This window comes from Brucella thiophenivorans (assembly GCF_002252445.1).
Lineage (GTDB): Bacteria > Pseudomonadota > Alphaproteobacteria > Rhizobiales > Rhizobiaceae > Brucella > Brucella thiophenivorans.
Window position 1 is genome coordinate 550487 of the sequence record NZ_NNRJ01000019.1, and the last position, 12637, is coordinate 563123.

The window sequence follows — 12637 nt, forward strand, 5'->3', positions numbered from 1 at the left end:
CTTCTCCGCAGATTTTGATAAATGAATAGTATTGAGGTTGCGATACACGAAGGGCACCGCGTTGTCACGCGATGCCCTTCATAATCAATGGTCTTTTCAAATGAAAAAAGGATTAGCCCTTGGCAGCAGCAGCAACTTCAGCAGCGAAGTCGCTTTCTTCCTTCTCGATGCCTTCACCGAGAGCAATACGCGCAAAGCCAGTGATCTTTGCAGGAGCGCCGATCGACTTTTCAGCTTCCTTGAGGGCAGCTTCAACGGTCAGATCTGGATTGATAACGAAAGCCTGCGAAAGAAGAACAACTTCTTCGTAGAACTTGCGCATACGGCCTTCAATCATCTTTTCGATGATTGCGTCTGGCTTGCCAGATTCACGAGCCTGCTCGATGAAGATTGCCTTTTCGCGCTCGGCAGCAGCCGGGTCGACGTCAGCAGCAGTCAGAGCAAGCGGGTTGATCGCAGCAACGTGCATTGCAACCTGTCGGCCGAATGCGGTTGCAGCTTCCGCATTGCCTTCGGTTTCGATTGCAACGAGAACGCCGAGCTTGCCGAGGCCATCTGCAACGCCGTTGTGAATGTAGGTAGCAACTGCACCCTTGGAAACTTCAAGAGCTGCCGAGCGACGGAAGCTGATGTTTTCACCAATGGTTGCAACTGCGTCCTTAGCAGCCTGCGTGACCGACTTGCCGTCGATATTTGCAGCTGCAACAGCTTCAGACGAACCATCGGTCGAAAGTGCTGCCTGAGCGATATTGCGAACGAGGTCCTGGAAAGCGTCGTTGCGTGCAACGAAGTCGGTTTCGGAGTTGACTTCAACAACAACAGCCTTGTTGCCGGAAGCGGCAACACCAACCAGACCTTCAGCAGCCGTACGGCCAGCTTTCTTGTCAGCCTTAGCCATGCCTTTTGCGCGCAGATAATCAACAGCGGCTTCAATGTCGCCATTGGTTTCGGCAAGCGCTGCCTTGCAGTCCATCATGCCTGCGCCGGTCAGTTCGCGGAGTTCTTTAACCTGTGATGCGGAAATGCTCATTGTGTCGCCTTTCACGAAAGCGAAGGCACACCGAATGGGTGTGCCAACTTTTAACCGGCGCAGAGTGCGTCGGAATGAATGAAGTTATCCACCCGTCATGTGACGGATGGATGAAAATCATAAGCGCTGATTATGCGCTTGCAGCCGGAGCTTCGAGAGCTGGCTCAACAGGAGCTTCAGCCTGTGCGCCAACGTCGATGCCCATAGCGCCCTGCTGACGTGCAATGCCGTCAAGAGCAGCGCGAGCGATCAGATCGCAATAAAGCGAAATAGCGCGTGCGGCATCGTCGTTACCTGGGATCGGGAAGTCGATCTGGTCTGGGTTGCAGTTCGAATCGATGATCGCAACAACTGGAATGCCAAGACGCTTGGCTTCCTGGATAGCAATTGCTTCCTTGTTGGTGTCAACGATGAACATCAGGTCAGGAACTGAACCCATGTCCTTGATACCACCGAGAGCGCGATCAAGCTTTTCGCGTTCGCGTTCGAGCGTCAGGCGTTCCTTCTTCGAATAACCCTGAGCATCGCCAGACAGAATTTCGTCGAGCTTGCGCAGACGCTGGATCGAATTCGAGATCGTCTTCCAGTTGGTCATCATGCCGCCGAGCCAGCGTGCATTGACATAATACTGAGCCGAACGAGCTGCTGCGTCAGCAATAATGTCCGAAGCCTGACGCTTCGTGCCAACGAACAGAACACGACCGCCGCGAGCAACGGTGTCCGAAACAACCTTCAGCGCATTGTGCAGCAGAGGAACGGTCTGGGACAGATCGAGAATGTGGATGTTGTTGCGGTCGCCATAGATGTATGGGGCCATCTTTGGGTTCCAGCGGTGGGTCTGGTGACCAAAGTGAACACCAGCTTCCAGAAGCTGGCGCATGCTGAATTCAGGCAATGCCATCTGTATTTTCCTTTTCCGGTTTAACCTCCACGGGCTGAGGCGATTACTCGCCACCGGAGGCTGAGGCCGGATTTCTCCCGGCAAAAGCCCAATCCCGTGTGTGGAATAGGCGCGCTGTTAAACCAACACGCCGATAAATGCAAGTCTTGCGCTGCTTATAACGCATATAGCTTCGGCAAATGCATCACTTACAGTCAGCTTTTGAAGCCTTGTCATCATACAAATCGAGCTTAACCAGCTTGCCGCGCATCGAGAAATCACCATAGTCCATCGTCAGATCGCGGGTGATGCCGCTTTTATAGAGCTTAAAGTTGATGCGATAGATCGGCAGCCCGTCCTGCTTTTCCTTCTCATCGAAATAGGAAATCGTAACCGGCCAGACATTGTCCTTGGTGAATTTCCCCATGGCCCTGGTTTCGTCACTCTTGGATTCCTGCTGCTTTCCGACCACGACTGTCGTCGCAACAACGCGATCCGCATCTTCCGACGCGTCATATAAAGATGTTTGATAGAATTTTTCGCCCGCTTCCGCTTTGGAAATCAGCTCTTCCATATGCATGGTCGGAAACTGCGTCGCTTTGAGATCAAGCTTGTCTTCTTTTGGCTTCGACAAAGCGACGACGGTTTTACCGTCTTCGACCTTGGCGTCACCGCGCACTTCCTTGACGAGCTCCTTATCGACAAAGGTTTTGTTGACGAAGCGGAAATCCTTGCCGTTGCCGCTTTCAAACGTGGTCGTCTGCTGATCGGTCACCCGCTGCGGCTGCTCGTCCATGTCGATACGCGTTACGAACCGAAAATTCGTCGTATAGCCTTCACACGCAGACCCGTTAAATTCATAGACCATACGGCCTGTCAGTCCGCTGATTCCAGATTTTTCATCGGCACGATCAAGCGTAAGATCATAGACTGCGCGATGCGGAACAAGTGTTACCGTCGAGGCTGCATTGGCAACGCCACTCCAAACACACACTGCCGCTCCACTTGCCACGAATGCCATTCTCAAAAAACGCATACAAGAATCTCCCGAACTGTTGAGCAGCATGATAAAAAAACTCGTGGCGGAAGCGAGGCAAAAAACGCACCCTTCCCGAAAGCTTCACCGATTCTATGTATTACGGCACTAAGTTAGCAAGGATTAATAGAATGACCGACACCATAGACAGCCGCCTTAAAAATCTGGGCATATCTTTGCCGGAAGCAGCAGCGCCTGCTGCAAACTATGTGCCGTTTGCACAAAGCGGCTCGCTTTTGCTCACATCCGGCCAGCTTCCGTTGGAAAATGGCAAGCTCATTCATACCGGCCAGATTGGTGACGTACTCACTACAGCCCACGGTCAGGCAGCGGCGCGCGCCTGCGCCGTCAATGTTCTGGCACAGGCAAAGGCAGCACTTGGCGATCTCAACAAGATCAAGCGGATTGTGAAGATCACCGTCTTCGTATCCTCGACCGCAGATTTCGTTGAGCAGCATCTCGTCGCCAATGGCGCATCCGACCTGCTCGTGGGCGTTCTTGGCGATGCTGGCAAACATGCGCGTTCCGCTGTCGGTGTAGCAAGCTTGCCACTCAATGCCCCCGTTGAAGTCGAAGCGATCATTGAGGTTGCATAATGTCATCTCCTGAATGGCTCAAAAAACAGCCGATTGCGCATCGTGGCCTTCACGATCTCAATAATCAGCGTTGGGAAAACACACTCGCAGCCTTTGATGCAGCCGCAAAAGCTGGCTTTGCGATCGAATGCGATGTGCATCTGACAAAGGATGGCGGCGTTATCGTCTTTCATGACGACGACCTTGAACGCCTAACAGGGCGTAAAGGCCGCATCAGTGATTTAACACTGGCCGAAGCCTCTGAACTTCATATCGGCGGCACCGCCGATCATGCACCGACATTACGCCAGATGCTTGATCTGGTTGACGCTCGCGTCCCAGTTGTGATTGAGCTTAAAGGCATTGAGGGACGCGACGATGGTTTGGTTGCAGCTGTTGCCAAAGAACTCGCCTCTTATAAAGGCGAAGTGGCTATCATGTCTTTTGACCACCACTTGGTCCGGCTGTTTGCAAGTGATGCGCCGGGAATTCCAGGTGGGTTGACTGCCGAAGGTACGCGCACAAAGCATTTCGAAGCACACTTCTCGATGCTCGCGCATCAGATTTCCTTCGTATCCTACAATGTGCATCATTTACCGAACCCGTTTGTCAATTTCGTGCGCGAAAAACTGAGCCTTCCGGTCATAAGCTGGACAGTGCGCGATACTGAAATGAAAAAGCACAGCGACCTCAACGTGGATCAGGTCACCTTCGAAGGTTTTGATCCCCGCACATTAGTGGCCTAACAGGAAAATCAAAATGAGCGACGACGAAAGGCAGACTGAGCAAAGCTTCGCTCTTCGCGTCGTCGAAAGCATCGACGATTTTTCGATTGAGGAATGGAACCGTCTTGCGGGAACGTCACCGCAAGACGGAAACTATAATCCCTTTATCTCACGTCACTTTCTTCATGCTCTTGAGCAATCTGGCTCGGTCTCGCAAAGGGCTGGATGGCTACCGCGCCACCTGCGCCTTGAAGATGATCGGGGCGACCTCATCGGCGCAGTTCCCAATTACTTGAAAGGACATAGCCAAGGCGAATATGTCTTCGACCACGGCTGGGCGGACGCGTTCGAGCGGGCTGGCGGTCGCTACTACCCCAAGTTTCAGGCCTCAATTCCCTTCACGCCTGCAACCGGACCGCGCTTACTGCATCATGCAGACTTTGCGCCGGAAGCGGTACAACTGGCTCTCGCAAGTGGCCTTCGCCAGCTAACCGATCAAACAGGCGCATCCTCGGCACATGTCACATTCGCTCCGAAGGACGAAATCTCATTGCTTGAGAAGGCAGGATTTCTCCATCGCACCGATCAGCAGTTTCATTTCATAAACAATGGCTTTTCAGAATATAATGATTTTCTGAATGAGCTTGTTTCTCGAAAACGAAAAGCGCTTAAAAAAGAACGGCGCGATGCGCTTTCCGAAGGCATCGAAATCAACTGGCTGACCGGCAAAGATTTAACGGAATCCATATGGGACGACTTTTTTGAGTTCTATGTCGATACGGGCAACCGCAAATGGGGCCGTCCTTATCTCAACCGCAAGTTTTTCTCACTGATTAGCGAGAGCATGGCCGACGACATCCTGCTGGTAATGGCAAAGCGCAATGGACGCTATATTGCAGGCGCGATCAATTTCATCGGCAGCGACACGCTTTATGGGCGGCACTGGGGCTGCATTGAGGATCACCCCTATCTGCATTTCGAAGTCTGCTACCATCAGGCAATCGATTTTGCAATTGACCGTAAACTGCGTGTTGTCGAAGCTGGAGCACAAGGAGAGCATAAACTCGCTCGCGGCTATGTTCCGGTCACGACCCACTCCGCGCACTACATTGCGCATGAAGGTTTTCGCCGCGCCGTCAATAATTACCTTGAGCATGAGCGGCGCGAAGTCGAATCCATCCACACAACACTCGAAGAGCATTCGCCTTTCAGGCATACATGAATGCTTTCACACCACACACATATGAACCGGAGAGAACTGCATGTCCGCCACCTATGATGACAACAACATTTTCGCAAAAATCCTGCGCGACGAAATTCCGTCAACCCGCGTTTTTGAGACTGATCATGTGGTGGCTTTCATGGATGTCATGCCGCAGGGAACCGGCCACACGCTCGTCGTTCCAAAGGCACCATCACGCAATCTGCTCGATGCAAAGCCGGAAGTTCTGGCGGAAACTATCAAAGCCGTGCAGACGGTCGCCAATGCAGTCAAAAAGGCTTTTGATGCCGATGGCGTGACCGTTATTCAGTTCAATGAACCAGCCGCTGGCCAGACCGTCTATCATCTGCATTTCCATGTGATCCCGCGTTTTGATGGCGTGGACCTCAAGCCACACACGGGACAGATGGAAGATCAGGCCGTTCTTTCAGCAAATGCTGAGAAAATCCGCACAGCACTTTGATAATAATCCACTTTATAAGCTAAGAAGCCCTGTGACGAGCAGGGCTTCAGTCACCACAATACCGACAAGCAAACGCTTTCCGGCAATGAGATACGCAATAAAACCCGCCGCTGCCGATCCAACGCGCAGCCACATCGGGGAATTTGCAAGCTCCCCGTTGGGATAAAGAATAAGCTGCGCAATAACACCCGCAACAAGGGCGGTCGCCACACAGCGAACAAAGACCAGCGCTTGCGAATCCTCGCGCATGCGACCGCCAACAATCACGCCCATAACGCGGAAAATATAAGTCGGCAGCGCACCTGCAAGCAGGATAAAAAGAAGCGGCCACCACCACTCGGAGTAACTATCCCAATTCATAGATCGGGCTCCTTTGACTTGCGCGCGCGGTGAAAGGCAAATGAAATCACCCCGCCTACAACACCGGTCATCAGCAGATCATAACCGGGTACAAACTGGTGGAAGATCGGAAACAGCACAAGGCCGGAAACCATGGCAATCTGCCCTGCCCGTTCGCGTGCCGAGCGCCAGAGCGAGGTTAGAAAATACATCGGTGTGAGCATGAAAAGTGCTGCAAACACCACCGGCGGAAATGACGCCGACAGAATATAAACCAGAGCGACCACGAGCGCATTTGTGCCGACGAGAACAGTGCCAATGCCTGCAAAATAACTCGTGCGCATATCGCGCGGCACATGGCGTAACTCGTCCATCGCCATAACCCATGCCGTGACAGCCACGAAATGACAAAGCGCGGCCAGCGTAAGCTTACGCGTCTTTGGTCCTTTCAGTTCCGGCAAAAGAGCGACGACCATCGGCATCAGACGCACAGACGACAGCCCAACAGCCAATGCTGCCGCAGGGATCGAGGCCCCGGCGCTGATCGCGCCAATCAGCACCACTTTTGCAGGTAAGGCCCAGATAGTCAGCGTCATAAAGACGGCCTGCCCAACCGTTATGCCACTTTCGATTGCCAGCCCTGAAAAGCCGATGAACGAACTCATCAAAAGGATTGCAGGCACACTGATAATGCGTCGTGTGCCACGAAAGTACCAACGCAAATGGCTGGTTTTCTCTGCGGAATAATGCTCGGAACTGGGGAAACGACTCGAAGACATAGGTAATTAAAACATCTCAACCCAAAAATGCACCCAGTATAAAAAAAAGGCCCTTCTCGCGAAGGGCCTTTTCAGTTGCTATTTTTTGCGCGGTACTTTCGGCACCGATGATTTCACCGTTTGGGACTTGGTGGCAGGCTTTGAATCGACTTCATCGCCCTTACCCGCCAGAACCTTTTCCTTCTCAGCTTTTTTCGGCGCTGCCTTCTTGCGCACAGGCTGTTTCTTTTCAGCCGGAATGTCCTTCTTCGGAATCACCGGCTTGTCAGAAACAGTTTCCAGCACAAGATCGGTAGTGCCATCATCCTTGGTCGTTACATCGACACGAACCGTACCGCCATGCTTGAGCTTGCCAAACAGCACTTCATTGGCCAGCGGCTTCTTAATGTGCTCCTGAATGACCCGGGCCAGCGGACGCGCGCCCATGCGTTCGTCATAACCCTTGTCAGCAAGCCATGCAATTGCAGGCTCAGTCAACTCAAACGTAACGCCACGTTCTGCAAGCTGCGCCTCAAGCTGGAGCACGAACTTCTGAACGACCTGATGGATAACCGGAACTGGCAGTGGGCCGAATGGAACAATTGCATCAAGGCGGTTGCGGAACTCAGGCGTAAACAGCCGGTTGATCGCTTCCAAATCGTCGCCTTCGCGCCGCGTCGATCCGAACCCAATAGCAGCCTTTGCCATATCGGCAGCACCGGCATTGGTTGTCATGATCAGGATCACATTGCGGAAGTCGATTTTCTTACCATTGTGATCGGTGAGCGAGCCGTGATCCATAACCTGCAACAGAATGTTGTAGAGGTCCGGATGTGCCTTTTCGATTTCATCAAGCAGCAGCACGCAATGCGGATGCTGATCGACACCATCGGTCAGCATACCACCCTGATCAAAACCGACATAGCCAGGAGGTGCACCTATCAAACGCGATACGGTATGACGCTCCATATATTCCGACATATCGAAGCGAAGCAGTTCGACGCCCAGCGAAGAAGCAAGCTGCTTGGCAACTTCCGTTTTACCAACACCCGTTGGACCGGAGAACAGATAGGAGCCAATTGGTTTGTCTGATTCGCGTAGGCCTGCACGCGCAAGCTTAATCGCCGAGGAAAGCGCTTCAATCGCCAGATCCTGACCATAGACGACGCGCTTCAATTCAGCATCAAGATGCGCGAGTACCTGCTCGTCATCTTTAGAAACCGACTTTGGCGGAATCCGCGCCATGGTTGCAATCGTTGCTTCGATTTCCTTGACACCAATCGTCTTCTTTCGCTTATTTTGCGGCAGAAGCATCTGGCTTGCACCAGTTTCATCGATCACATCAATGGCTTTATCTGGCAACTTACGATCCGAAATATAGCGTGCGGAAAGCTCCACGGCCGACTTGATAGCATCAACCGTATATTTGACCTTGTGGAAGTCTTCAAAATACGGCTTCAGACCCTTCATAATTTCGATTGCATCTGGAATTGAGGGCTCATTGACGTCAATTTTCTGGAAACGACGCACCAAAGCACGGTCTTTCTCGAAGAACTGACGATATTCCTTATAGGTCGTCGAACCAATGCAACGAATTGCGCCGGAAGATAGCGCTGGCTTCAACAGGTTCGATGCATCCATTGCACCGCCCGATGTGGCACCCGCACCAATAACCGTATGGATTTCGTCAATGAAGAGCACCGCACCCGGATAATCTTCAAGCTCCTTCACAACCTGCTTCAGACGCTCTTCGAAGTCACCACGATAACGCGTGCCGGCAAGCAGAGTGCCCATGTCGAGTGAAAAGATTGTCGCATTCGCCAGCGCTTCAGGTACGTCACCTTCCACGATACGCTTCGCCAGACCTTCGGCAATTGCAGTCTTACCGACGCCTGGATCACCCACATAAAGCGGGTTGTTCTTGGAACGACGGCAAAGGACCTGAATGGTCCGGCTGACTTCGCTATCGCGACCAATCAGCGGATCAATACGGCCGGACTTCGCTTTCTCGTTCAGATTGACGCAATAGGCCGTTAGAGCGTCCTGCTTTTTCTTTGCGCTCTCTTCCGGCTCCACACTTGTGCGCTCCTCGCTGGCACTTTCCGCGCCGCGCGGCGTGCGTGGTTCGCTGCTCTGCGTGCGTTTGGAAATACCGTGGGAGATATAATTGACGGCATCGTAGCGCGTCATCTGCTGCTCCTGGAGGAAATAGGCAGCATGGCTTTCGCGCTCGGCAAAGATGGCAACAAGCACATTTGCGCCAGTCACTTCTTCGCGATTGGAGGACTGGACGTGAATCACCGCACGCTGAATCACGCGCTGGAAAGCGGCGGTGGGCTTGGAATCTTCATCATAGCCTGTGACAAGATTATCCAGTTCACGGTCGATATAATCGGTGACGATCTTTTTGAGGTGCTCCAGATCGACGTTACAGGCGCGCATCACTGCGCCTGCATCCTGATCGTCGATCAGAGCAAGCAAAAGATGTTCGAGCGTCGCATACTCGTGATGCCGCTCGTTCGCAATGGTAAGCGCCTGATGCAGCGCCCGTTCAAGGCTGGAGGAAAACGATGGCATATGACCTCACTTTTTCTCCATTACACATTGTAATGGATGCTGGTTTTGGCGGGCAAAATCCATGACCTGACTAACCTTGGTCTCGGCAACTTCGTATGTAAATACGCCGCATTCGCCGACGCCGTGGTTATGAACATGCAACATGATACGCGTCGCATCGTCCATGTCCTTTTGAAAGAACCGTTGCAGAACATGAATGACAAACTCCATCGGAGTATAGTCATCATTGAGAAGCAGAACGCGATAGAGGCTCGGCTTTTTGGTTTTCGGCTGCGTACGCGTAACCACCACGGTACCGTTATCCGGTTCGTTCCCGCCGTTGGTCTTGCCTTGCATAACTAAATCAGAATGCCGCATGAAAACTTTCACCCATACCCCAGTGTGCGACCCAATTGTTTGGGCCCAACTATCTGGCCTGCTTACCCTTCTTTATGTAGGGCGTCATACGGTGATTTTAAGCCCTTCGGCGACACTTGCAACCGAGACTTATTGCAAGGTGGCGCATTGGCACAATTATCTCAAAAATTTTATCAGTAAATCTAATGGAGTAAGCATCCGGCGCGTGCAATTCGCGCCAAACTCTCGTATTGGTCCGGAAACCAACGCACAATTTTTTTTTAGAATTTATGAATAATGCAGTTACCATAAACGGATTGGTAACGCTGATGACAGTAAGGTTCCTGAATTAGATTGCTGTGTGCCCTTTGTGCCGCAGTTAAAAAAAACCGGAATACAGGCAGGTCATCATCGTGCGTATAGCATTCAGTAAAGTCGCATATGCCTTGAAAAGAGCGGCGCAAGCCACCCTTCTTCTCGCTGTTGTAACGGGCTGCTCTACGGCCTCGACCACAGTCCCAGCTGTGGCCAATGATCGTTATGCTGCGATCGTGGTCGATGCAAACACGGGTAAAACGCTCTTCGCATCCAATGCAGACGCAAAGCGCTATCCTGCATCGCTTACCAAAATGATGACTGCTTATATGCTATTTGAAGCAATGCAGACCGGTCGTATCAATAAGGATACCCGTATCCCGATCTCGTCGTACGCTGCAGCACGTCCACCGACAAAGATTGGCTTCAAAGTCGGCCAGACCATTCGCGTTGAAGACGCAATTCTTGCCATGGTGACAAAGTCCGCTAACGACGTTGCGGCTGCATCTGGCGAGTTCCTTGGTGGTTCGGAAGAACGCTTTGCCCAGATGATGACAGCAAAAGCGCGTCGCCTTGGCATGAGCAACACGACATTCCGCAATGCGTCAGGCCTTCCAAACATGTCGCAGGTTACCACTGCACGCGACATGGCAATCCTCAGCATTGCGCTGCGCCAGCATTTTCCGCGTGAGTTTGCTTATTTTTCGCGCAGCAGCTTCCAGTTTCGCGGCCAGACCATCCGAGGACACAACCGACTGCTTGGCCGTATTGAAGGCGTGGACGGCATCAAGACCGGCTATACAAATGCGTCCGGCTATAATCTAGCTTCATCTGTCAATCTCGATGGACGTCGTATCGTAGCAGTTGTCATGGGTGGCAATACCGGCGCAAGCCGCGACGCTCACATGGCGCAGCTGATCAAGAAATATCTACCAGCAGCAACACGTGGTCGCGTTTCCGAACCGCTTATCGCAATGCGCAGCGAAGTGCCGCAGGTTGTTGCCTCAGCCGCCCTACCAAAAGCACGCAATGCACCGGTGCCAGTTGCTCGTCAGGTTGTTGCAGTCGCAGACGTAATCAACAATGAGGTTGGCGAAGGCGATAATGAACAGCCACAGGTTCTGGCTCTTGCCGCACCAACACAGCGTCCAGCAGCAATGGCCGCACAGGCAGCAGTTCGCCCAACACCAAAAGCTGCAATCCCTGCAGCCCCCGCACAGCACGATATTGATCCTGTCACAACCGCTTCCGCACCAGCATCCGGCGGATGGGCCATTCAGGTAGGCTCGCTGCCCAGTGAAGGCCAGGCCCGCGACATGCTAACCAAGGTTTCGTCATCGGTTGGTGCACCACTTCGTTCAGCATCGCCTTACACCGAAACCTTCGTGAAAGGTAACTCGACATTCTACCGCGCTCGCTTTGTTGGCTTTTCCTCGAAGCAAGCTGCGTGGGACGCATGTGCATCCCTGAAGCAGAAGAACTTTGGCTGCTACGCAGTCGCGAACTAATCCGAGTGGGAGGGGAAACTCTTCCACACCGCTTTAAACCCGAAATTTGTATTGCGTAGAGGGTTTCGAGATGTCGAACATGAACGAAACAATCGGACAACATGCTTTGGCACCCAGAACATGGGGGCATGAAGCACAACGCCCGTCGGCGCTCGGATCACTGTTTTCTGTTCAGGCTCTGAAACAAGCCGCCATTCGCTTAGCCGATATACGGCACGGCAAAGCTTTTCACACGCGCGATCTGGTCGGGCTGCTGATCAGCCATTCTGCTCGCAATCGCCGTATGGTGCAGCCACGCACGATGATGCGCATGACTCTGCCTGTCACGTCGGACAAAGTTTCAGTGCGACTCACTATCGAAAGCTGAGCGTATACAAATAAAGAAAAAGGCCTGTCATTTTGACAGGCCTTTTTTATTTCTGGATTAGAGCAATCCAAGAGCGGCGAGTTCCTGCCGCAGCGCGGAGGGCAAAGTTGCCCTGCCTGATTTGCCAGCAGCTTCATCGAGCGGCACTTCATTTTCATTGAGATAACGCCAGCCCTGAAAGGCACGCCTCGGTTGCCAGTCTGTCGGATGAATCTTGGGCTCCAGTACCAGATGGCAACGATTGATACCCTGATCATCTGTAAACGGACGCACATCCAGTAGACGCTGGCGGCATTGCACATTCCCTTTGATGACCCAATAAAGGGAACCGCCTGCAAGAAGCTCATCCGCACGCTTCGGGACCATGCGCGTTGTGTGGAACTGTTCGGGCACCAGCCCAGCGGCACGCTGTTCAGCAAGCCTGAAATCAATCCAGGATGCGAGATCTTCAATACTGTCGCAACCGACGCAAAGTTTTACGAGATTAAGTGGCATAGGGCTGATTT

General features: G+C 52.5%; 15 protein-coding genes. 7 read left to right on the forward strand and 8 right to left on the reverse strand.

The genetic code is table 11. The features are described 5' to 3' along the window. Nucleotides 1-112: 112 nt before the first annotated feature. The 3 genes from tsf to eipB form a co-directional block, all read right to left on the reverse strand. Nucleotides 113-1030, reverse strand: a complete 918-nt coding sequence (gene tsf / locus CEV31_RS12110; RefSeq protein ID WP_094507264.1) for a translation elongation factor Ts — start codon at nucleotides 1028-1030, stop codon at nucleotides 113-115. Between the two features lie 130 nt (nucleotides 1031-1160). Further along, a complete protein-coding gene (gene rpsB / locus CEV31_RS12115) occupies nucleotides 1161-1931 on the reverse strand; it encodes a 30S ribosomal protein S2 (RefSeq protein ID WP_094507265.1) in 771 nt (256 codons plus the stop codon). Between the two features lie 184 nt (nucleotides 1932-2115). Continuing rightward, on the reverse strand, nucleotides 2116-2946 hold the full coding sequence (eipB, locus tag CEV31_RS12120) for a cell envelope integrity protein EipB (protein ID WP_094507266.1): 831 nt from the start codon (nucleotides 2944-2946) through the stop codon (nucleotides 2116-2118). A 131-nt stretch (nucleotides 2947-3077) separates the two neighbouring features. On the opposite strand from eipB, the gene CEV31_RS12125 reads away from it, so the two are divergent. Genes CEV31_RS12125 through CEV31_RS12140 form a run of 4 tightly spaced genes read left to right on the forward strand, consistent with a single transcriptional unit; the run spans nucleotide 3078 to nucleotide 5931 of the window. Further along, a complete protein-coding gene (locus CEV31_RS12125) occupies nucleotides 3078-3542 on the forward strand; it encodes a RidA family protein (RefSeq protein WP_094507267.1) in 465 nt (154 codons plus the stop codon). Further along, nucleotides 3542-4267 carry a glycerophosphodiester phosphodiesterase gene (locus CEV31_RS12130; RefSeq protein ID WP_094507268.1) on the forward strand — a complete coding sequence of 242 codons (726 nt, stop codon included), beginning with the start codon at nucleotides 3542-3544 and terminating at the stop codon, nucleotides 4265-4267. Before CEV31_RS12125 ends, CEV31_RS12130 begins: the two co-directional genes overlap by 1 nt. A 13-nt stretch (nucleotides 4268-4280) precedes the next feature. Then, entirely contained in the window at nucleotides 4281-5468 is a 1188-nt protein-coding gene (locus CEV31_RS12135; protein WP_094507269.1) for a GNAT family N-acetyltransferase, read from the forward strand. A 40-nt stretch (nucleotides 5469-5508) separates the two neighbouring features. Continuing rightward, nucleotides 5509-5931 (forward strand): HIT family protein, encoded by a 423-nt coding sequence (locus CEV31_RS12140; protein WP_094507270.1) that lies wholly within the window; start codon nucleotides 5509-5511, stop codon nucleotides 5929-5931. A 12-nt stretch (nucleotides 5932-5943) separates the two neighbouring features. Here CEV31_RS12140 and CEV31_RS12145 read toward each other — a convergent pair whose 3' ends face one another. From CEV31_RS12145 to clpS, 4 genes are all read right to left on the reverse strand, one after another. Beyond that, complete coding sequence (locus tag CEV31_RS12145) at nucleotides 5944-6291, reverse strand: AzlD domain-containing protein (protein ID WP_094507271.1); 348 nt, start codon at nucleotides 6289-6291, stop codon at nucleotides 5944-5946. Beyond that, the gene (locus CEV31_RS12150) at nucleotides 6288-7049 is read right to left on the reverse strand and encodes an AzlC family ABC transporter permease (RefSeq protein ID WP_094507272.1); all 762 of its coding nucleotides are present in this window, start codon (nucleotides 7047-7049) and stop codon (nucleotides 6288-6290) included. Before CEV31_RS12150 ends, CEV31_RS12145 begins: the two co-directional genes overlap by 4 nt. 78 nt (nucleotides 7050-7127) lie before the next feature. Next, complete coding sequence (gene clpA, locus CEV31_RS12155; RefSeq protein WP_094507273.1) at nucleotides 7128-9605, reverse strand: ATP-dependent Clp protease ATP-binding subunit ClpA; 2478 nt, start codon at nucleotides 9603-9605, stop codon at nucleotides 7128-7130. A 6-nt stretch (nucleotides 9606-9611) separates the two neighbouring features. Further along, the gene (gene clpS, locus CEV31_RS12160; protein ID WP_143850922.1) at nucleotides 9612-9941 is read right to left on the reverse strand and encodes an ATP-dependent Clp protease adapter ClpS; all 330 of its coding nucleotides are present in this window, start codon (nucleotides 9939-9941) and stop codon (nucleotides 9612-9614) included. Between the two features lie 19 nt (nucleotides 9942-9960). Here clpS and CEV31_RS20900 point away from each other — a divergent pair, with 19 nt between their 5' ends. From CEV31_RS20900 to CEV31_RS12170, 3 genes are all read left to right on the forward strand, one after another. Beyond that, nucleotides 9961-10239, forward strand: a complete 279-nt coding sequence (locus tag CEV31_RS20900) for a hypothetical protein (RefSeq protein ID WP_143850920.1) — start codon at nucleotides 9961-9963, stop codon at nucleotides 10237-10239. A 115-nt stretch (nucleotides 10240-10354) separates the two neighbouring features. Then, on the forward strand, nucleotides 10355-11764 hold the full coding sequence (locus CEV31_RS12165; RefSeq protein WP_094507275.1) for a D-alanyl-D-alanine carboxypeptidase: 1410 nt from the start codon (nucleotides 10355-10357) through the stop codon (nucleotides 11762-11764). A 70-nt stretch (nucleotides 11765-11834) separates the two neighbouring features. After that, nucleotides 11835-12131 (forward strand): hypothetical protein, encoded by a 297-nt coding sequence (locus CEV31_RS12170; RefSeq protein WP_094507276.1) that lies wholly within the window; start codon nucleotides 11835-11837, stop codon nucleotides 12129-12131. A 57-nt stretch (nucleotides 12132-12188) separates the two neighbouring features. Here CEV31_RS12170 and CEV31_RS12175 read toward each other — a convergent pair whose 3' ends face one another. Further along, on the reverse strand, nucleotides 12189-12626 hold the full coding sequence (locus tag CEV31_RS12175; RefSeq protein WP_094507277.1) for a DUF1489 family protein: 438 nt from the start codon (nucleotides 12624-12626) through the stop codon (nucleotides 12189-12191). Nucleotides 12627-12637: the final 11 nt, after the last annotated feature.